The sequence below is a fragment of the Clostridioides sp. LIBA-6622 genome (genome assembly GCF_056716095.1).
The window spans coordinates 2716838-2738065 of sequence record NZ_CP196998.1 but is presented as its reverse complement, the minus strand read 5'-3'; the positions used below and the strand labels follow the sequence as shown (position 1 = coordinate 2738065).

19 protein-coding genes are annotated in these 21228 nt (G+C 29.4%); all 19 read left to right on the top strand.

The window, feature by feature from the left end:
• Positions 1 to 134 precede the first annotated feature (134 nt).
• The 19 genes from ACTG47_RS12920 (at position 135) to ppdK (ending at position 21122) form a co-directional block, all read left to right on the top strand.
• A complete protein-coding gene (locus ACTG47_RS12920) occupies positions 135 to 1598 on the top strand; it encodes an alanine/glycine:cation symporter family protein (protein ID WP_479924855.1) in 1464 nt (487 codons plus the stop codon).
• Between the two features lie 369 nt (positions 1599 to 1967).
• Positions 1968 to 3107 (top strand): M20 family metallopeptidase, encoded by a 1140-nt coding sequence (locus tag ACTG47_RS12915; protein ID WP_169467979.1) that lies wholly within the window; start codon positions 1968 to 1970, stop codon positions 3105 to 3107.
• A gap of 24 nt (positions 3108 to 3131) precedes the next feature.
• On the top strand, positions 3132 to 4550 hold the full coding sequence (locus ACTG47_RS12910) for a YfcC family protein (protein WP_479924854.1): 1419 nt from the start codon (positions 3132 to 3134) through the stop codon (positions 4548 to 4550).
• Positions 4551 to 4760: 210 nt separating this feature from the next.
• On the top strand, positions 4761 to 5168 hold the full coding sequence (locus ACTG47_RS12905; RefSeq protein WP_169467983.1) for a MerR family transcriptional regulator: 408 nt from the start codon (positions 4761 to 4763) through the stop codon (positions 5166 to 5168).
• Between the two features lie 20 nt (positions 5169 to 5188).
• On the top strand, positions 5189 to 5740 hold the full coding sequence (locus ACTG47_RS12900; protein WP_479924853.1) for a flavin reductase family protein: 552 nt from the start codon (positions 5189 to 5191) through the stop codon (positions 5738 to 5740).
• 2 nt (positions 5741 to 5742) lie between these two features.
• Entirely contained in the window at positions 5743 to 6234 is a 492-nt protein-coding gene (locus ACTG47_RS12895; RefSeq protein ID WP_479924852.1) for a flavodoxin, read from the top strand.
• Positions 6235 to 6405: 171 nt separating this feature from the next.
• Positions 6406 to 7524 (top strand): C45 family autoproteolytic acyltransferase/hydolase, encoded by a 1119-nt coding sequence (locus ACTG47_RS12890; RefSeq protein ID WP_479924851.1) that lies wholly within the window; start codon positions 6406 to 6408, stop codon positions 7522 to 7524.
• Between the two features lie 38 nt (positions 7525 to 7562).
• On the top strand, positions 7563 to 8081 hold the full coding sequence (locus ACTG47_RS12885; protein WP_479924850.1) for a cyclophilin-like fold protein: 519 nt from the start codon (positions 7563 to 7565) through the stop codon (positions 8079 to 8081).
• 173 nt (positions 8082 to 8254) lie between these two features.
• Positions 8255 to 9106: an aldo/keto reductase gene (locus tag ACTG47_RS12880; RefSeq protein ID WP_479924849.1), complete on the top strand. Its 852-nt coding sequence runs from the start codon at positions 8255 to 8257 to the stop codon at positions 9104 to 9106.
• A 256-nt stretch (positions 9107 to 9362) separates the two neighbouring features.
• Positions 9363 to 10232 carry an AraC family transcriptional regulator gene (locus ACTG47_RS12875; RefSeq protein ID WP_479924848.1) on the top strand — a complete coding sequence of 290 codons (870 nt, stop codon included), beginning with the start codon at positions 9363 to 9365 and terminating at the stop codon, positions 10230 to 10232.
• A 369-nt stretch (positions 10233 to 10601) separates the two neighbouring features.
• Positions 10602 to 11147: a PTS glucitol/sorbitol transporter subunit IIC gene (gene srlA / locus ACTG47_RS12870; protein ID WP_169467996.1), complete on the top strand. Its 546-nt coding sequence runs from the start codon at positions 10602 to 10604 to the stop codon at positions 11145 to 11147.
• Between the two features lie 12 nt (positions 11148 to 11159).
• Positions 11160 to 12173, top strand: coding sequence for a PTS glucitol/sorbitol transporter subunit IIB (gene srlE, locus ACTG47_RS12865; RefSeq protein ID WP_479924847.1), 1014 nt, complete (start codon positions 11160 to 11162; stop codon positions 12171 to 12173).
• A gap of 220 nt (positions 12174 to 12393) precedes the next feature.
• Positions 12394 to 14367 (top strand): BglG family transcription antiterminator, encoded by a 1974-nt coding sequence (locus tag ACTG47_RS12860; RefSeq protein WP_169468000.1) that lies wholly within the window; start codon positions 12394 to 12396, stop codon positions 14365 to 14367.
• Positions 14368 to 14415: 48 nt separating this feature from the next.
• Positions 14416 to 14775, top strand: a complete 360-nt coding sequence (locus tag ACTG47_RS12855; protein WP_169468002.1) for a transcriptional regulator GutM — start codon at positions 14416 to 14418, stop codon at positions 14773 to 14775.
• Between the two features lie 34 nt (positions 14776 to 14809).
• Positions 14810 to 15166 (top strand): PTS glucitol/sorbitol transporter subunit IIA, encoded by a 357-nt coding sequence (locus tag ACTG47_RS12850; RefSeq protein WP_169468004.1) that lies wholly within the window; start codon positions 14810 to 14812, stop codon positions 15164 to 15166.
• Between the two features lie 37 nt (positions 15167 to 15203).
• Entirely contained in the window at positions 15204 to 16496 is a 1293-nt protein-coding gene (locus ACTG47_RS12845; protein WP_479924846.1) for an NAD(P)H-dependent oxidoreductase, read from the top strand.
• A gap of 450 nt (positions 16497 to 16946) precedes the next feature.
• On the top strand, positions 16947 to 17585 hold the full coding sequence (ccpN, locus tag ACTG47_RS12840) for a transcriptional regulator CcpN (protein ID WP_479924845.1): 639 nt from the start codon (positions 16947 to 16949) through the stop codon (positions 17583 to 17585).
• Positions 17586 to 17591: 6 nt separating this feature from the next.
• A complete protein-coding gene (locus tag ACTG47_RS12835) occupies positions 17592 to 18434 on the top strand; it encodes a pyruvate, water dikinase regulatory protein (RefSeq protein ID WP_044213707.1) in 843 nt (280 codons plus the stop codon).
• 60 nt (positions 18435 to 18494) lie between these two features.
• Positions 18495 to 21122, top strand: coding sequence for a pyruvate, phosphate dikinase (gene ppdK, locus ACTG47_RS12830; protein WP_479924844.1), 2628 nt, complete (start codon positions 18495 to 18497; stop codon positions 21120 to 21122).
• The last annotated feature ends 106 nt before the right edge of the window (positions 21123 to 21228 follow it).

Genomic DNA, 21228 nt, shown 5'->3' with positions numbered 1-21228 from the left:
TAGTTTGTGGAGAAAAAATAATATAAATAGAAGATAGATTTTTTAGATATATTGAGTTATAGGTTATATAGAATGTTGAAACATAGCTACTTAAATTATTGTCTATAAATATAAAATGAATGGTGGTGAGTTAAGTGACCGATTTAGTTAACACCATTAATGGAATTGTTTGGTCACCTGTATTAGTTGCAATGTGTTTGTGTATAGGATTATATTTTTCACTGAAATTAAGATTTTTTCAAATAAAAGATGTAAAAGAAATGTTTTCTCTTTTGCTTGAAGGAGATAGCTCTCATGTTGGAATATCTTCGTTTCAAGGATTTGCTACATCCATGGCAGGAAGGATAGGAACTGGAAATATAGCTGGTGTAGCTGTCGCGATAGCAATGGGAGGGCCAGGAGCATTAGTATGGATGTGCATAATGGCTACATTAGGGTCGGCAACTGCATTTGTAGAGTCTACTTTAGCTCAGATATATAAGGATGAGCATGATGGGCAGTATAGAGGAGGTCCTCCTTATTATTTTGAAAAAGGTCTTGGTTGGAAAAAATGTTCAATTTTATTTTCAGTAGTTGCAATAATAAGCTATACATTTTTTATGCCTGGAACACAATCAAATACTCTATATCTAGCAATGAATCAAGCATTTGGATTTTCAAAAATGACAATAGCAGTTGCATCTTCTGTTGCACTAGGAATAATAATTTTTGGAGGAATTAAAAGGATTGGTTTATTTGCTGAGAAAGTAGTACCTATAATGGGGGGAGCATACCTTATTATGACATTGGTAATAATCATAGCAAATATAAATCTAGTTCCTGAAGCTATTATGACAATGTTTAAATCTGCATTTGGATTTGGTTCAGCTTTTGGAGGTATGTTAGGTTCAGCAATATCTTGGGGAGTAAAAAGAGGTATATACTCAAATGAAGCAGGAGAAGGTTCTGGAACTTATGGTGCAGCAGCAGCGGAAGTTAGCCACCCAGCCAAACAAGGATTAGTCCAAGCTTTTTCTGTTTATGTAGATACTCTATTAATATGTATGGCTACAGGTATTATGATTATAATAACAGGAATGTATAATGTTACAGATGTGTACACAACATTACCAGGTGTAGAACCAGGTCCACAATTTGTACAGAGTGCAGTAAATACATTATATCCTCAATTAGGTGATATTTTTATAGCAATAGTTTTACTACTGTTTACATTTACAACTTTATTAGCATTCTCATATATGATGGAGACTAATGTATCTTACTTAGTGACTAGAATTAAAGCAGAGAAACATGAAAAGTACATAATTAATGTCTGTAGATTTATGCTTATAATATGTGCAGCAATGTGTTGCTTTATAGAACCACTTACAAGTTGGGCACTTGGTGATATATGTATAGGTGTATTAACATATATAAACCTAGTTGGTATATTTACACTAAAAAAACCAGCTATAAAAGCATATTATGATTACCAAAGACAGAAAAAGATGGGAGTAAAAAGGAGCGATAGAACTTTTAATCCTATAGAACTGGATATAAAAAATGCTGGATTTTGGGAAAACAGGTGCATAAAAGATAATAAACATAAGTTAAATTAAAGAGATTTTATAGAGTCCTATACATGTTTTATTTAATGTTATGTATGTGAGAAAAACTGAATGTTAGAGTAAATATATTTAAACTTTTAAATTATTGAAGATTATTTTATGAATGTGAAATATAGAGTATTTATATTTGAAATTGTTATTTTAGATAGTAGTATATAGTAAGATTATTTATTTTAATAGATATAAGGATATTTGGATATTCATTGTGTGATTAAATTTTACAGTGGCAATATCATTAAATTTTATAAGAAATCTAATAATATTGTCACTGTAGATATATTATAAGTTCAATATAGTAAATTAAAGTTTATAATAGGATACAAGAGTTAATAAATAAATTTAGTGGGAGGTAAGATTGATATGAAAGAAAAAATAACACAGGTAGCGGATTTAAAGAAAGAAAAGATTTTAGGTCTATGTCAATCTTTATATGATGAGCCAGAAATTGCCCTACAAGAATATAAGTCTGCTAAAAAAATAGCAGAATTTCTAAGAGAAGAAGGATTTGAGGTTGAGGAAAATTTGGCTGGTATGGCTACAGCTTTTAAAGCAACTAAGAAAAATGGTGATGGTCCAAGAATAGCCTTTATAGCAGAATACGATGCTCTTCCAGGTAATGGCCATGCATGTGGACATCATTTGATAGCGTCAATGGGAGTTGGAGCTGGAATAGCTCTTTCAAGTATACTAGATACTTACAAAGGAGAAGTAAGTATAATTGGTACACCTGCTGAAGAAACTGGAGATGGAAAACCTTACTTAATAGAACATGGAGTATTTGATGGATATGATGCAGCAATGATGATACATCCAAATTCAAAGACTTGTGTAACACCAGAAATTATAGCAATAGGAGGATTAGATTTCATATTCACTGGGAAAGCATCTCATGCAGGGGCTAAGCCATATAATGGAATAAATGCTTTGGATGCAGTAGTGTTATTGTATAATAATGTGAATGCATTGAGACAACAATTGGTAGATGGAACTAGAATACATGGTATCATACTAGAAGCAGGAACTGCTGCAAATGTAATACCTGACATGGGAAAAGTAAGACTAGAAATACGAGCAAAAGAGCAAGACTACTTTGATGAGGTAGTTGAAAAAGTAAAAAATTGTGCTAGAGGAGCTGCAATAGCTACTGGCTGTGAACTTGAGTTTTACCATTTTGAGCCAACTTGCCAAGGTTTAAATGCAAATAAGGTTTTAACAGGTATCTTTACAAAAATTATGGAGGAATTTGGTATATATGATGACGATGAACAAGTATTATTAGGTTCGACAGATATGGGAAATCTAAGTCAAATGATACCATGTATACACCCTTTAATGAAATTCTCAGAAAATTGCGAAGAGCTACATACAAAGGAATTTTTGAAAGCTTCTATGAATCCATATGCAAAAAACAGAGTGATTGATGGTATAAAGATATTAGCTTTAACAGGCTTTAGTTTATTTGAAAACCCAGACTTAATTAAAAAGATGAAAGAAGAGTAGACTTTAGATAAAGGGGATTTTGCTATGACTAATAAAACTGAAGGCAAAAAGAGAAAATTATCATTCCCAGATGCATATGTTTTGATGATAGGTCTCATAATATTTGCAGCTATAATGACCTATATTGTTCCTTCTGGAACATATAATAGAGTTGAAGATTTAACTACTGGAAATATGCTTGTGCAAGCAGGAAGTTTTAAATATGGAGAACAACATCCAGTCAGTATAATGGATGTATTTAGAGCTATACCAAGTGGGCTTGGGAAAAATTCTGTAACAGTTTTCTTTGTACTTATTATTGGAGGTGCATTTGGTATAGTAAATTCTACTGGCTCACTAGATGCTTTGATTGGAAGAGTTATTTCTAAAAGTCAGGGAAGCAAAAAAGGCGAGATTATAATTACCTGCTTAGTATTGACTTTTGGTTTAGCTGGTGGAGTGGTAGGTATGTATGAAGAATGTATTGCATTCTTGCCTATATTAATGACTCTGTGTATTGCTTTAGGGTATGATGCTTTAGTTGCTGCAGGTATTTTACTTCTAGGGCTCGCATCAGGTTATGGTTCGGCTACTATTAATCCTTTTACTGTAGGACTGGCACAAGGTATTTCTGGATTGCCACTTTTTTCAGGAATGTGGTTTAGATGGATATTTTGGATTTGTACCATGATTTTACTTTCAACATACATAATTTTTTATTGTAAAAAAATAAAAAAAGACCCAAGCAAAAGTTTAGTAGCAGATATTGATTATAGCCATTGGCAATTAGATAAGTCTTCCATTAAAGAAAAATTGTCTGCTGGAAATATAAGAGTATTAGTTACATTCTTTGGTGGGATACTTGCCTTGATGATATTGATTGTAAAGTTTTCTTTGAGTATGTCAGACTTATCAGCTTATTTTTTTGCTTTAGGAATCTTATGTGGAGTAGTCTATGGAATGAGCCCAAATAAAATTGCTTCTGGATTCGTGAAAGGTATGCAAGAAATGGTCTATCCAGCTATTTTGATAGGATTTGCATCTAGTATAGTAGTTATATTAGAACAGGGAGTAATTTTAGATTCAATAGTTCATGGATTGTCATTAGTGTTGAATTATGTTCCTAGAATTTTTAGTGGTGGAGTAATGATGATTATGCAGTCTGTAATCAATTTCTTTATACCTTCAGGTACTGGTCAAGCTATGGTAACAATGCCACTTATGGCTCCACTTGCAGATGTTATAGGTATACCTAGACAGGTTGCAGTGTTAGCTTATCAAATGGGCGATGGATTTGCAAATGGAATAGTTCCAACGCTTGGAGTTCTTATGGCTGGAATATCTATTGCTCATGTACCTTATACAAGATGGTTTAAATTTGCATCAAAGATAATACTTATGGAATTGGTCTTAGGATTTATATTTTTGATGATTGCAGTACAGATTAATTTAGGTCCTTTTTAAAAAATTAAAATATATTTTGATTAAACATATTAAATTATAATATAATAAATTACATTTAAATATAGTTTTGAAAACAAAAGGTGAACTCTTTAGAGTTCACCTTTTTAATTTAATTTTCTAATTTATAAAAAAAGTTTTAAAAAAGGCTTGACCTGAAGTTAACTTAAGGTTGTATATTAAAACAAGATACTTATAAGGAGTGTGATGCTTATGACAATTAAAGAAGCTTCAAAACGTACTGGGATATCAGTAGATAATTTACGTTATTATGAGAGGATAGGATTAATACCACCTATTCCTAAAAATAAGTCTGGAATTCGTGATTATGATGAACGTGCTATCCATTGGATTGAGTTTGTGATGAAGTTTAAGAAAGCAGGAGCTTCTTTAGAAGCTATTATTGAATATGTACGACTTGCATGTTCTGATGATGATACAAAGGAAGTACGTAGAGAAATATTGATAGAAGTAAAGGAAGGTTTGACTACACAGATTAATAAACTTCAGGAATGCTTAGATGTTGTTGAGTATAAAGTTGAAAATTATTATAACTTGTGTGACCCTGTAACACAACAAATGGTTAAGGAATGGAAAGAAAAAGATGAATATAAAAAATAAAAGAAAAGAGGTAGTTATATATGAAAAAAGATTTAGGCTCTGTAATAGGATTATACCCTACACCATTAGTAGTTGTTGGAGTAGTAATTGATAAAATACCCAACTGGATGCTAGTAGGACATTTGGGTATTATTGGACATGACCATATTATGATAAGTTTAGCAAAATCACACTATACAAATAAAGGAATTAGAGAAAGTAAAGTACTCTCTGTAAATGTTGTGGATGAGTCTATGTTGCCAAAAGCAGATTATGTTGGTTGTGTAAGTGGAAGCAAAATTGATAAATCAAAAGTATTTGAATACGAAATAGGTAATGAAGGTGCTCCACTAATAAAAGAATCAAAACTAAACATGGAATGTTATGTGGATGATATTTATGAGACAAATGGATTTGAAAATTTCATCTTAAAAATAAGTCATACATATGCAGATGAAGAAATTTTAAATGAAGAAAATAAAATCGATTATGATAAACTAAAACCAATTTTATTTGAGATGCCTGGTTATACATATTTAAAAACAGGAAATACAGTTGCTAAATGTATGACATTAAAAAATAAGGGGGAATAGATATGAGTAAAAAAAATATTGTAGTATACTTTTCAAGTTCATCAAACACTAAAAGAATTGCAGAGATTATTCAAAAATACACATTAGCAGATATACAAGAGATATTTTCAGAAACACCATACACAAAGGATTATAATGCACTAGTAAAACAAGCTCAACAAGAAATACAAAGCGGTATTATGCCTAGTATTAAGAAAATGTCATATGATTTAAGTAATTATGATACTATTTTTTTAGGTACGCCTAATTGGTGGAGTACAATTGCACCACCTATAGCAACTTTACTTAGTCAAAATAATTTAAGTGGAAAAAATATTATACCTTTTATTACTCATGGAGGTGGTGGAAAAGGTCATGCTAACAAGGATATAAAAAAATTATGTCCTAATTCAAAAATTTTAGATATGTTTGATATTTATGGAAATGGTGGAAATGCTGCAGAAGAAAAAATTATTTCATGGCTTAAAAGAATAGATATGTATGAACAAAAGTAATATTTTAGGCTTACACAATTAATTTAGATAATAGAAATTTAAATAATCCTATATAAATCTAGTACTTATTATACTTTTTAGATTTATGAACTTATTATAGCAAAAAATATCATGAAAGGTTATAGTTCTAATGATAAAATCAAGTACAAGATATATATAGGAGGTAACAAGATGGAAACTTCAAAAGTAAGAACTTTCGAATTATGTGGTACAAACTATGAAATAGGATATAAGTTAGGAAAATCAATTGAAAATATGCCAGAGTTGATATGTGAACAGACTAATAAATCTAATGTTGTAACTAAAGAAGAAGAAAAATGTATGATAGAGTTATTTGATAAATATTGCCAAGGTCTTAATGAAGAATTACAAGGTTTCGCTGATGCTATTCAAGTAGACAGTAGTCAACTTTTATACTATACTATGACCTATCTTAGACCAGGTTGCAGTCAATTTGCTTTAACACCAGAATTAACTGAAAATGGGCATGTTCTCTTTGCTCGTAATTTTGATTTCTCACACCATATGGAAGATTTTGCTTTATGTAAAACTAAAGTGGTTGGCAAATATGCACACATTGGAACTACAGTCATGCAATTTGGAAGAAGTGAAGGTATGAATGAATGTGGTTTAGGGGTAAGTCAAACATCTTGTGGTTATCCTGTAGGAGGTCAAGAGGGTATGAGAAAACCTAAAATTGTAGGTTTACAGTTTTGGGCTGTTATTAGATATTTATTAGAAAATTGTAAAGATGTAGAGGAGGCATTAGAATATATAGAAGATATGCCTATTGCATATAACATTAATTTATTACTTGCAGATAAGTCTGGAAATATTGTACTTTTAGAAACTTTAGATGGGAAAAAAGAGGTAAAGAGAATAAATAAATTTGAAGATAAGAGAGAATATTTTCTTCATTCTACAAATCATATTCATATTGATAAGCTTCATAAATTGGAACCTCAGTCAATGAATAATTCTATTTATAGATATAAGTTAATTAAAGAATATGTAGATAATTCTAAAAAAATTAGTGAGAGAGATTTAATGGATTTTTTAACTTTAAAATATCCATATGGGTTATCTTGTAATTATTATAATGATTTTTTTGGAACTTTAAAAAGTATAGTTATGGATTTAAATACAGGAAAGTTTAATATATTATGGGGTGGATTAGAAAGTAATGTATGGAATGTCTACTATTTAAACGACAATATTAAATCTACAACACAGATAATAAATATAGATATTGAAAAAGCACCATCTGATTTTTTTAAGATGATTGAATAAAAAACACATTTGATACACTGAAAGAGAGGGTAAATAATATGAAAAAGCTGATTTTATGTGTTTGTATGTTATGTTTTATTATATCAGGTTATAATTATATCAAAATTACAAACACAGAAAAAGAAGCACAAGCCAAGCTACAAGAAGAAACTGTAGATACAAAACAACCAGAAGAAATCATAAATATTAAGGATATTAATAAGGATAATAAAATGAAAATTCAGGTATCAGGAAATGGAAATACTATTGTATATGAATTGAATGATTCACAGGCAGCAAAGGATTTATATGAACAACTTCCTTTGACAATGGAAGTAGAAAATTTTAGTACTAATGAGAAAATATTTTATCCACATAAAAAGCTAAATACCACAGATACACCTATGGCGAATGCTGATAAAGGAACATTAGCTTATTATTCTCCATGGGATGATGTTGTAATGTTTTATGACTATTCTGGAAGTAACAGTAATCTTTATGAATTAGGTGTTGCTATATCAGGTGAAGATTATATTGATACACTTTCGAAAACAATCAAGATTACAGTACAAGAATAAATTATAATATGATGAAATCTGATAATAAAACTTATTATTATAGATAGGTTTTACATGTAATATAAGATACATAAATGATAAATTCTTATTATATCCTAGTAGATATAATAAGAATTTCTAATCTTTATATAACATATAGAGTTAGGTTGAAAATTAAAAATAGGAGGCATTATATGGAAATAATCAAATTAAATAATAATTTGGAAATGCCATTGTTAGGTTTTGGTGTATTTCAGGTAACTGATTATGAAGAATGTAAAAAAAGTGTTTTAAATGCATTGCGTACGGGGTATCGTCTAATTGATACAGCAGCTTGTTATGGAAATGAGAAAGCAGTGGGTGATGCAATTCGTGAAAGTGGGATTTCAAGAGAAGAGATATTTATTTGTTCAAAGGTGTGGATTCAGGATGCTGGTTATGAAACAACTAAAATATCTTTTGAAAAGACACTATCTAATTTACAAATAGACTATTTAGACTTATATCTTATTCATATGCCTTATGGGGATTATCATGGAAGCTGGAAAGCAATGGAGGAACTTTACCATATGGGAAAAATCAAATCAATTGGTGTGTGCAATTTCCTATCAGATCGCTTGATTGATTTGATTTTAAGCCATAACATTACCCCATCAGTCAATCAGATTGAACTGCATCCATTCTGTCAGCAGAAAAAATTACGTAATATTATGGAAAAATATGATATTAAGTCTATGGCATGGGCGCCATTTGCAGAAGGACAAAAAAATATTTTTCAAAATAGTTTGTTGGCAGAGATTGGAGCCTCTTATAGGAAAACACCTGCTCAAGTTATTTTAAAATGGCTTAATCAAAGTAGTATCATAGCAATTCCAAAGTCTGTTCATTTGGAAAGGATACAGGAAAATTATCAGATTGATGACTTTTACCTTTCTAATGCAGATATGGAGAAAATTTCTAATATGGATTTGGAAGATAGTCTTATTCTTGATATTTCAAATTTAAATGAAGTTTATCGATTGCATAGAATACGATTTGAACAATAATATTTTCGTAAGAGAAAAATACGTTTTGTGTGAGTGAGTATTATGCTTTCCTATAGATACTTTGTTCTAAGGGATAATCAAATGCTTAGTTCTTTTTTATTTAATTCTATAAACAATTTAAAAATTGTAAAATAATAAAGAGTATATAGAAATGTATTGAATTATTTATTATATTTTAGTATATTAACAAAATAGTATTAATTTAGATAAGTATAGTTACTATTTATAAGAATATCTAATTTAGGGAGGTGTCATATTGGATTACTTAAATTATTTTGAAAAAGCTGTAGTATATATTGAGAATAATCTAAAAGAAAATATAACTGTAAATGATGTGGCAAAAGAATCTGGATATTCTTATTATCATTTGACACGCCTATTCAAGTCTATGTTTGGTGAAAGTGTAGGAAGTTATATAAAAAAAAGACGCTTGGTCAATAGCACAAAAGAGCTTTTATACAGTGAGAAAAAGATAATAGATATAGCTATTGATAGTGGTTTTGAATCTTCAGAGGCATTTAGTAGAGCATTTAAATCTGTATATAAAGTTAGTCCTATGGAATATAGAAAAAACAGAATAGATGTATTTGTTGGTAAAAAGAAAAAATTAGAATTAGATTTTATGAAACATCTTATGGGGAATATAACTATTAAACCAGTTATAAAAGAAATAGATGAAATAAAGGTAATTGGAATAAGAGGGAATGTTATATTAGAAGATAATTCCTTACCTTGCTTATGGGAGAAGTTTAGGAAGGTACATAATATTGTTCCAAATACTTTACCATCAAAGAGAGCTTTTGGAATTTGTGAAGCAACACCTAAAATACATCTAGTAAGTGAAAATATGGAATTTAATGAAACAATAGGGTTTGAAGTTAGCAGTTATGATGATATTCCTAATTCATTTGCTTCAAAAACTATTACAGGAGGGAAGTATGCTGTATTTACTCATATTGGTAGCTTAGATAGTTTAGATAAAACCTATGAATATATATGGGGTACTTGGTTTTTAAGTTCAAAAGAAGAGCTTGATATAAGAGAGGATTTTGAAGTATATGATGAACGGTTTTTGGGCCCTAATAATATAGATTCACAAATTGATATTTATATACCTATAAAATAATTTATAAAAAAATTAAAAAATATGTTGATTAAAAGATAGATGCTTATCATAAGGCATCTATTTTTTTATCTTTATAAGAGTTAGATAATAAAATAAATAAAAATAAGTTCTTAAATTTTTAAGTAGAATTTAAAATATAGTCGAAATAAAATTTGTATATTTCTGAAAATTCTAATTAGTACAATTTTTTCCTTCATAAAGTTGAAAAAAGATGTATTTATTTATCAAAAGTATTATATTAAAATGATATTAATATACAAAAAGATTTATAATAATAGCATATAGTACAGAAAAAAGAGGTAATTTGTAAAATTAATAGCGAGTAATAAAATTAAAAATTTAAAGATATTATAGGGAGGTTATAATTTTATGGAAAACGTTATTACAGGTCTAAGTAAAGGTGCAGAGTGGTTTATTGGTTTATTTCAGAGGGGAGGAGAACAGTTTGTAGGTCTTGTTTCAGGAACTCTTCCAACACTAATCGTATTAATGGTAGCTATTAACTCTTTGATTAAAATAATTGGTGAGGAAAGAGTTAATAATTGGGCTTCTAAACTAGGAAGGAATTCTTTTACAAGATATATTCTACTTCCACTAGTATCAGTATTTTTCTTGGGAAATCCTATGTGTTATACATTTGGTAGATTTTTAAAAGAAGAGCACAAAGCAGGATTTTATGATGCAGCAGTTTCATTTGTACATCCAATTACAGGGCTTTTTCCACATGCAAATGCAGGAGAACTTTTTGTATGGTTAGGAATATCAGCAGGTTTGACTACTTTAGGTAAAGAGACTACTACATTAGCATTATGGTATTTTATAGTTGGTTTAATCGTAATTTTCATAAGAGGTATAATAACAGAAAAAATGTATGCTTTTTTAACAAGAAAAAATAAAGTAGCAAATAAAGCTTAGGAGGTATTTAAAATGGATGAAAATAAGATATTAAAAATAGAAAAAGGAAGTTCAGGTTGGGGAGGTCCTTTGTATATAAAAAAAGAAGGCAATAGAAATAAAATCTTATCAATGACTGCTGGTGGTATCCATGAAGTAACATTAAAAATAAAAGAACTACTGGGTTGTGAGATTGTAGATGGATTTAAAACTGGTGTTTCTGATGAAGAAGTGGCAGTAGTTATTATTGACTGTGGTGGAACTGCTAGATGTGGAGTATATCCAAAGAAAAAAATACCTACAATTAATGTAAACCCAGTTGGAAAAACAGGCCCCCTAGCAAAATTTATAACAGAGGAATATTATGTATCAGATGTTAATCTTAAGTGTATAAGCGTTGTAGATGGCGAAGATATGCCAAAAAAATCCCAAGAAAATCAAAGTGAAAATAAGAGCTCTATTAGAAAGCCTGATAATTATGATGAAGTAAAATCAAAAGCCCAAGGTGAATATGCTAAAAAGAACATAATACTTTCTATTGGGCAAGGAGCAGGGAAAGTAGTTTCAAAGTTTTATGATGCTGGTAGAGATACTATCCAAATGATAATGAATAATGTAATACCATTTATGGCATTTGTAAGTATGCTTATGGGAATTATTTTAGCATCTGGGTTGGGAGATTGGATTGCAAAAGTAATATCTCCACTTGCTGGTAATATTGGTGGATTATTGATTATATCAATAATTTGTACACTTCCATTCTTATCACCAATATTAGGACCTGGTGCAGTTATAGCACAAGTAGTAGGAACTCTTGTAGGTACACAAATTGGTCTTGGAGCAATACCAGCATATTTAGCACTTCCTGCTTTATTTGCAATAAATGGGCAAGCTGGATGTGATTTTGTCCCAGTAGGATTAAGTTTAGGAGAAGCAGAACCAGAGACTGTGGAATATGGTGTTCCAGCTCTATTTTATTCTCGTTTAATAACTGGTCCAATATCTGTTATCATTGCATATGGAGTTGCAGTATTTGCTTTAAGATAATATTTAATGTCAATATTAGGTTTGAATTTGATTAATAAAATTTAAAATATAAATTTAAGCTAGTCAAGAGTTTTGTTAATGAAAGACTAGCTTTTATACTATTAATTAACTATAATTATCGATTTAGATTAATACTAAATTTTCCTCTATTAAAGTGAAATTTTATGTATTAATTTGGTTTCAAATTTGTACTAGAATGAAATCAAGGAGGAGATACAAAATGAATGTAACTGAGAAAATTCCTTCTATTGACCACAAGATATTTAAAATATTGATTATATGTAGTAAAAAAGAGTTTGTAAGTATCAATTCAATAGCAAATGAACTAAATGTTACAACTAGGAGTGTAAGAACATATATAAAACAATTGAATAAAGATTTAGGTAGTGATATAGCAGTAATCAAATATATAAAAGGTCAAGGATATAAACTGGAAGTAAAAGATGAAAAAATACTTAATAAGATTATTGATATGAATAGAAAAAATGTGTTCTCATTAAACTCAAAGGAAGATAGAGTAGAGTTTATACTAAATTATTTGATAGAACTAGATGGATTTATTACACTTGATAGTTTAGCAGATGAGATGTGTGTAGGAAGAACTACTCTGGTAAATGATTTCCAGTATGTAGAAAAAGTTCTAGCTTCATATAATTTAAACTTGATAAAAAAACAGAATACAGGTATGAAATTACATGGAAATGAACTTGATATTAGATTGTTCATATTAAATCAGTTGTATAAGAACTCAAGAAAGGATTTCAATAATTCGAAATATTTTAAAGATATTAAAAAAGAAGAGCTCACAAGTTTGGAAGAAGAATTACTGACTTTATTCAAAAATAATAATTTTTATGTTACAGATGAAATGCTAAGAGAAGTTCTTAACTATATTGTAGTTTTAATTTATAGAGTAAAAGAAAAAAATCAAGTAAAAGAGTATAATGTAAAGTTTGATTTACTCAAATCATATGATGAATACCTTATTGCTAGGGAAATAAAACATATATTATCAAAAAGATTTGAATGTATTTTAAATGATGAAGAAATTATTTATTTGACTATACCATTAGTAAGTGGAAATGCACCAGCATCAGAATGTGCTTTAAATAGTAGTAGAATTAATAAAAATATTGATGAATTGATGGAAAACATATTTAACCAGATATATATTGATATGGGTATTTTGATAAATGAGGATGAATTAAGGATAGGACTAGGATATCATCTTAGTTTTACTCTAAACAGGCTATTATTTAATATAAAATTAAAAAATGTATTACTAGAAGAGATTAAACAGAACTATATACTTCCTTTTAAATTAGCACAAATAGCAGGAAGAGTAATAGAGCAGAAGTATAATTTAGAGGTCTCAGAAGATGAAATTGGTTATATAGCAATTCATTTTAGTGGATATTTAGAAAGAAATAGCAGTAGATTCTATTCAATAAAGAAAATAGCAATTATATGTGGTACAGGTCTAGGAACAGCAAAGCTATTAAAAATAAGAGTTGAAAAATTAATAGGTAATAATCCACAAATTGATACTCTTTCAAGTTTTAATTTAAGAAATATTAACTTAAATGAATACGATATAGTTTTTACAACGATTGATTTAGACACATCAAATATAGGAACTATAGTATTAAAAATAAATACAATATTTGATGAAAATAAACTAAGAGAACAGTTAAAAACAGTATTGTGTTTAAGAGAAGGAAATATTGATACCACTAATTCTACAAATTTATTAATAAACAATTTGTTAGATGAAGATAAATTTATGATATTGAATGAAAAGACTATACTTGGGTCTTTAGAAAAAATGATGGATAATCTTATGGATTTAGGATGTATTGATGATAAGTTTAGAAAAAACATAATTAATAGAGAAGAAAAATCTCCTACAGTTTTTGATAAAGGTCTATTATTCCCCCATTCTGTAAATGAAAAGTCAGATAAATTTCTAATGGCAATTGGGATTTTAGAAGAGCCAATACAATATGCCAATAGGAGTATAAAAATAATACTTATGACAATGTTTCCATGTGAAAATCAAATGGATTCAGACCTGTTGGTAAAAATTTATGAAGAAGTTTTAAAGATAGGGCAAGATGTAAAATTAACAAATAAGATAAGTAAGTGCAGAAGTTTTTTAGAATTTAAAAAAGTGTTACTCAAAAATATTATATAGCATTGTGTAGAATTAAAAAATAATGTGATTTGTGGAAGGTGTATAAATATGAAACTACTTGTGATTTTATTTGTTGTTTATGTTCTAAACACTATATTTATAATGAAACAGAATAAATTATATTTTAAAACTTTAAATAGAGCTAAAACAAAGGGAGATATAGTATCTACAGGAAAAAAGAAAAGTTATTTTTCTAAAGGAAGTATAGCTATTATATCTTCAGATTCAGATGGTTTTATAAAGTTTGGAGAAATTTTAAAGGGACGTACAGTAATGGCTAAGTTTAAAGAGATTGAAGAAATAGAAGGGCTAGATATATATAGTGCAGAGCAAAAATTTAAAGATGAAGAGAGTATTGTACAGGCCATAAAATTTATAAAAGAAAAAATAAATGTTTCTTTTAATTAACTTAATATAAATATAAATTATCAGGAGGAATGTCATGAAATATGAAGTTAAGATAAGTGGGATAGGCAGTTTGGTTAAAGAGTTAATGGATGAAAGTAATTGTCTTATTATATATGATGAAACCATCAATGATGAAGACCTAAAGGATATATCTGTAATTCATTCAATATCAACATTGAAAAGTGATGTTGAAGTAGGAGATACACTTACAATAGGTAGTAGAGATTATTGTGTAGTTTCAGTTGGTGACATTGCTCAAAAGACTCTTAGAGAAATTGGTCACTGTACAATTAAATTTGATGGAGAATGTGAAGTAAATTTACCAGGAGAAATACATGTAGAAATAGGAAATCCAAATATAACTGTTGGAGACTCAATAACTATTTCTTAATTTGAAAAATAAAATTATTATAACAGGAGGAATTGATATGTTAGATTTAAACAGAAAACTTGCAAAGTTGGAAGAAGAAGGTAAGAAAATAAGAGTAGCTCTTATAGGTGCTGGTCATATGGGAAATGGAATGGTAAGCCAAATGGCAAATATGAAAGGTATTGAGGCTTCTATTGTTGTAGATATAAATTTAGAATTAGCTCATAAGGCATTTACTGATGCAGGAATAGATGAAGCAGTCATAGATAATGTAACAAATGAAAATGATGCAGAACTAAAATTACAAGAAGGGAAAGTATTGACTTGTAGTGATTTTCTTGTAGCTTGTAAGACTAAGTCAATAGATGTTGTTATAGATGCAACTGGTGGTATTGCGATTGGAGCAGAGATAGCACTAAATGCTATTTTAAATAAAAAACACATAGTAATGTTAAATGCTGAGACTGATTGTGTTGTTGGGCCAATACTTAAAAAATTAGCAGATGATGCTGGAGTAATCTTTACAGGTTCTGCAGGGGATGAGCCAGGAGCAGTGATGGGATTATTTGATTTTGCAGATGCAATGGGATTTGAAGTCAGAGTTATAGGAAAAGGTAAAAATAATAAATTAGATTTAGATTGTAACCCTGATACTGTTAGAGAAGAAGCAGAAAGAAAAGGAGCTTCACCTCATATGATAGCTTCTTTTAAAGAAGGAACTAAAACAATGGTAGAAATGGCTTTAATGTGTAATGCAACTGGATTTGTACCTGATGTAAGAGGTGGTCATGGTATTGAAGCTACAGTGAATGAAGTACCTAAAAAATATGCATTAAAAAGTGAAGGTGGAGTATTAGATAATTATGGTGTAGTTGATTTTGTAAATGGTATAGCACCTGGAGTATTCGTAGTAGTTGCTCATAAATTAAAAGCTGTTAATGATGAATTAAAATATTTAAGTATGGGTGATGGACCTAATTACATATTATATAGACCATATCATTTGTGTAGTTTAGAGACTCCTTTATCAGCGGCTATGGCAGTTTTAGAGCATAAGGCTACAATAGTACCTAAAAATGGACTAGTTGCAGAAGTTATGACTATAGCTAAGAAAGATTTGAAAAAAGGTGAGTATATGGATGGATATGGTGCATATACATGCTATGGCACTATAGAAAAATACGATGTTGCAAAAGCTATGAATGCGGTTCCTATTGGTTTAGTTAGCAAAAAGACTAAAGTAGTTAAAGATATTAAAAAAGGTGAAGTTATAACTTACGATATGGTTGAAATAGAAAAAGATACTACTTTATATCATTTAAGACAATTACAAGAAAAAATATTTGGGTAAGATTTGGTGATAATATAATATAGATATTATTCAAAAGGGTTGATGGTTATTTTTAAATCAGCCCTTTTAAATTTATGTATATTTTCGGTAGGATATTTTGTATGTAAATATATTATAGGTCATTTATAATTAAAAATCTCAATAGTATATTTAATTCAAATTAATTATGCAATTTTATATTCATATTTTAAATAATATAATTAAAAATTTTAATATAAAATGAATTAAAATGACCAATTATGTATTATAATATTAACTGTAATACTAATATAGTTCTATTAATTAAAGAAATATCCCCCATTAATATATAATAAATATCTTTAAGCAAGAGGACTTAGTAAAAAAATATATCGTATTCAATAAAAAATCTGTTTACAGAATGGTATATATAGTTATATAATATACTATATAAGATGCGAAAAGATAAAAAGTATAGCACAATGAAAGAAGGTGATTATTATTCAGCTTAATGAAAGACAACTAAAAATTATAGATATAGTTAAGGAAAATGAACCAATAACGAGTGAAAGTATTGCCTCCAGATTGAATGTGACTCGTGCTACACTTAGATCTGATTTAGCTATATTGACAATGACAGGAATACTAGACGCAAGACCAAAAGTTGGATATTTTTATTCAGGAGTTAGTGAAATTAATTTAATTGGTAAAAGCATAAAAGAAAAATCAGTAGAAGATATAATGAGCATGCCTGTACTAGCTAAGAAGGACGAAAGTATATATGATGTAATAGTCACTATGTTTTTATCTGATGTAGGGAGTATAGTTATTATAGATGAAAATGAAGAGTTATGTGGAGTTGTCTCCAGAAAAGACTTGCTAAAAGCAACAATAGGAGGTTCTGATATAAATAAGATGCCAATAGGCATGATAATGACAAGAACTCCAAATGTAGTTACTTTAACTAAAGGAGCAAGTGTTTTATTAGCTTCAAGAAAAATAATAGAACATGAAGTAGATTCGATTCCAATTGTTGAATATAAGGGAGAAGACAAAAATCATATGAGAGTTGTTGGGAGAATATCAAAAACCAACATAACTAAGCTATTTTTAGAAATAGTTGACAATTAAGGAGGTATGCTGGTGAAAAACCTAATTATATATGCAGTATCAGATTCAGTAGGAGAGACTGCACAACAAGTTGCAAAAGCATGTATGTCTCAGTTTTATGTAAATGAAACTTACGAAATAAAAAGATTTCCATACATGATTAATAAAGGAGTACTACTTGAAACGTTGGAGAATGCAAAAGCTGAAAACGCTTTGATTGTATATACATTGGTTGATGAAGAGTTATGCAGTATTGTTGAAAGATATTGTGAAAGAGAAGGTCTTAGTTGTATAGACTTGATGACAGATATCTTAAGAGAAATAAGCAAGAGAACAGGAAGAAAACCTAAAAGAGAAGCTGGTATAATTAGAAAATTAGACGAATCTTATTTTAAGAGAGTTGAAGCTATAGAGTTTGCAGTAAAATATGATGATGGAAAAGACCCTAGAGGTGTTCTTCAAGCAGATATAATTTTAGTGGGAATCTCAAGAACATCTAAAACTCCTTTGAGTATGTATTTGGCTAATAAAAATATAAAAGTAGCTAATGTTCCATTAGTTCCAGAAATACCAATTCCTAAAGAAGTATTTGAAATAAATACTAAGAAGATAATAGGTCTTACTAATTCACCTGAAAAGCTTAATGAAATAAGAACTCAAAGATTAAAAGCTTTAGGTCTGTCTAGTAAAGCTAATTATGCTAATCTAGAAAGAATACTTCAGGAATTAGATTATTCAGAAGAAATAATGAAAAAAATTGGATGCCCAGTAATAAACGTTTCAAATAAAGCAATAGAAGAAACAGCAGGTATAATCTTAGATATAATGAAAGAAAATGGTCTAAAGATATACAAAGAAATAGAAATTTAATAATGTCTATTAATAAAAATGATATAAATTAAAATAAAAAGATTAATGGGGGATTTAACAATGGAAACTAAGTATGTTTATAGTTTTGGTGAAGGAAGCAAAGACATGAAATCTTTACTAGGAGGTAAAGGTGCCAATTTAGCAGAAATGACTAAGATAGGCTTACCTGTCCCTCCTGGATTCACTATAACAACAGAAGCATGTAATGACTATTATGTTAATAATGAAAGTATAAGAGCAGAGATAATAAAAGAAATAGAAAATCATTTAGCTACTTTAGAAAAAGACTTAAATAAAACATTAGGATGCAATAAGAATCCATTATTAGTATCAGTTCGTTCTGGTGCAGTATTCTCTATGCCAGGAATGATGGATACAATTCTTAACTTAGGTCTTAATGACAATAGTGTTGTTGGTCTAGCAGAGGCTACACAAAATGAAAGATTTGCATATGATAGTTACAGAAGATTTATACAAATGTTTTCTGATGTTGCTATGGAAGTTCCAAAATATAAATTTGAGAATGTACTAGATAGAGTAAAAGAAGCAAAAGGATATACAGTTGATACAGAGCTTACAACTGATGATTTAAAAGAAATAGTAAAAGAGTTTAAAGCAATATACAAAAAAGAAATTAAAAGTGATTTCCCACAAGACCCAAAAGAACAATTAATGCTTGCTATAGAGGCAGTATTTAGATCATGGAATAACCCTCGTGCAATCGTATACCGTAAATTGAATGATATAGCTCATAATTTAGGAACAGCAGTAAACATCCAATCAATGGTATTTGGTAATATGGGAGAAACTAGTGGTACAGGAGTTGCGTTTACTAGAAACCCAGCTACAGGAGAAAATAAATTATTTGGTGAATTCTTAATGAATGCACAAGGTGAAGACGTTGTTGCAGGTATAAGAACTCCTCAAAATATATCAACTCTTGCTGATGTAATGCCAGCTGTATTTGATGAATTCGTAAAAATTACTCATATACTTGAAGGTCACTATAAAGATATGCAAGATATAGAGTTTACTATAGAAAATGAAAGATTATATATATTACAAACTAGAAATGGTAAGAGAACAGCAGCAGCAGCAATAGCTGTAGCAGTTGATTTAGTTGAAGACGGAATAATAGACGAAAAAGAAGCTATAATGAGAATCGAACCTAATCAATTAGACCAATTATTACATCCAAAATTTGAAGATAAGGCATTAAGAGAAGCTAAAGTTATAGCAAAAGGTTTACCAGCATCACCAGGTGCAGCAAGTGGTAAAGTTTATTTCAATGCTGATGATGTAGTAAAAGCAAATGAAAAAGGAGAAAAAGTAGTTTTAGTTAGACTAGAGACATCTCCAGAAGATATAGAAGGTATGGTTAAAGCTGAAGGAATACTTACAGCTAGAGGTGGAATGACATCACATGCAGCAGTTGTTGCTAGAGGTATGGGTAAATGTTGTGTTGCTGGATGTGGAGAGATAAAGGTTGATGAGTTTAACAAAGAAATAAGAGCACTTGATGATGTAGTTATAAAAGAAGGAGAATATATTTCTATAGATGGTTCTACAGGAAATGTTTACTTAGGAGATGTTAAGAAAACAGAAGTAGCTTTAACTGGAAACTTTGAGAAATTAATGAACTGGGTAGACAAACACAAGTGTATGATGGTTAGAACTAATGCAGATAATCCTAGAGATGCTCGTGCAGCTATAGAGTTTGGTGCTGAAGGTATAGGCCTATGTAGAACTGAGCATATGTTCTTTGATGAAGATAGATTACCAGCAGTTAGAGAAATGATATTATCTAATACAGTAGAGCAAAGAGAAAAAGCACTTGAAAAAATATTACCAATGCAAAGAGAAGATTTTGTAGAGTTATTTAAGGTTATGGATGGAAAACCAGTTAATATAAGATTACTAGACCCACCACTACATGAATTCTTACCTCATGATGATGAGACTATAGAAGAACTTGCAAAATCTATGGAAATAAAAGTAAGTGATATTAAGAAAAGAATAGTTGATTTAGATGAATTTAACCCAATGCTTGGACACAGAGGATGTAGACTTGCAATAACTTATCCTGAAATATGTGTAATGCAATCTAAAGCTATAATACAAGGTGCTATAGAAGCAATAAGAGCAGGTGTTAAAGTTTCTCCAGAAATAATGGTTCCATTGGTTGGAGAAGTAAATGAGTTAAAGATAATAAGAAAAATGATAGTAGACACTGTTGATGCTATAATAAAAGAAGAAGGTGTAGAAGTTCCTTATACTGTAGGTACTATGATAGAAATACCTAGAGCTTGTTTAACTGCTGATGAAATAGCACAAGAGGCAGACTTCTTCAGCTTTGGTACTAATGACTTAACTCAAATGGCATTTGGATATTCAAGAGATGATGCTGGTAAATTTTTAGGTCAATATGTAGATGAAGAAATCTTAGAAAAAGACCCATTCCAAGTACTAGACCAAAATGGTGTTGGTAAATTAGTTAAGATGGGAGCTAAGTTAGGTAGAGAAGTTAAACCAGAATTAAAACTAGGAATATGTGGAGAGCATGGTGGAGAACCATCTTCAGTAGAGTTCTGTTATAATGTAGGACTTAACTATGTATCTTGTTCACCATTTAGAGTGCCAATTGCTAGACTTGCAGCAGCTCAGGCATCTATAAAAAATCCTAGATAATAGTATACTTTAAAATTATATAATTAAAATAATATCCCCTATATATTTAATGTATCAAATAAATTATTTGTAAGTTGAATATAGGGGATTTTTATTTTATTATAAA

Bases quoted from the DNA above. Each gene is read 5' to 3' on its own strand.
- ACTG47_RS12915 (WP_169467979.1), top strand. From the start codon at position 1,968: ATGAAAGAAAAAATAACACAGGTAGCGGATTTAAAGAAAGAAAAGATT.
- ACTG47_RS12910 (WP_479924854.1), top strand. From the start codon at position 3,132: ATGACTAATAAAACTGAAGGCAAAAAGAGAAAATTATCATTCCCAGAT.
- ACTG47_RS12905 (WP_169467983.1), top strand. From the start codon at position 4,761: ATGACAATTAAAGAAGCTTCAAAACGTACTGGGATATCAGTAGATAAT.
- ACTG47_RS12900 (WP_479924853.1), top strand. From the start codon at position 5,189: ATGAAAAAAGATTTAGGCTCTGTAATAGGATTATACCCTACACCATTA.
- ACTG47_RS12895 (WP_479924852.1), top strand. From the start codon at position 5,743: ATGAGTAAAAAAAATATTGTAGTATACTTTTCAAGTTCATCAAACACT.
- ACTG47_RS12890 (WP_479924851.1), top strand. From the start codon at position 6,406: ATGGAAACTTCAAAAGTAAGAACTTTCGAATTATGTGGTACAAACTAT.
- ACTG47_RS12885 (WP_479924850.1), top strand. From the start codon at position 7,563: ATGAAAAAGCTGATTTTATGTGTTTGTATGTTATGTTTTATTATATCA.
- ACTG47_RS12880 (WP_479924849.1), top strand. From the start codon at position 8,255: ATGGAAATAATCAAATTAAATAATAATTTGGAAATGCCATTGTTAGGT.
- srlA (WP_169467996.1), top strand. From the start codon at position 10,602: ATGGAAAACGTTATTACAGGTCTAAGTAAAGGTGCAGAGTGGTTTATT.
- srlE (WP_479924847.1), top strand. From the start codon at position 11,160: ATGGATGAAAATAAGATATTAAAAATAGAAAAAGGAAGTTCAGGTTGG.
- ACTG47_RS12860 (WP_169468000.1), top strand. From the start codon at position 12,394: ATGAATGTAACTGAGAAAATTCCTTCTATTGACCACAAGATATTTAAA.
- ACTG47_RS12855 (WP_169468002.1), top strand. From the start codon at position 14,416: ATGAAACTACTTGTGATTTTATTTGTTGTTTATGTTCTAAACACTATA.
- ACTG47_RS12850 (WP_169468004.1), top strand. From the start codon at position 14,810: ATGAAATATGAAGTTAAGATAAGTGGGATAGGCAGTTTGGTTAAAGAG.
- ACTG47_RS12845 (WP_479924846.1), top strand. From the start codon at position 15,204: ATGTTAGATTTAAACAGAAAACTTGCAAAGTTGGAAGAAGAAGGTAAG.
- ACTG47_RS12835 (WP_044213707.1), top strand. From the start codon at position 17,592: ATGCTGGTGAAAAACCTAATTATATATGCAGTATCAGATTCAGTAGGA.
- ppdK (WP_479924844.1), top strand. From the start codon at position 18,495: ATGGAAACTAAGTATGTTTATAGTTTTGGTGAAGGAAGCAAAGACATG.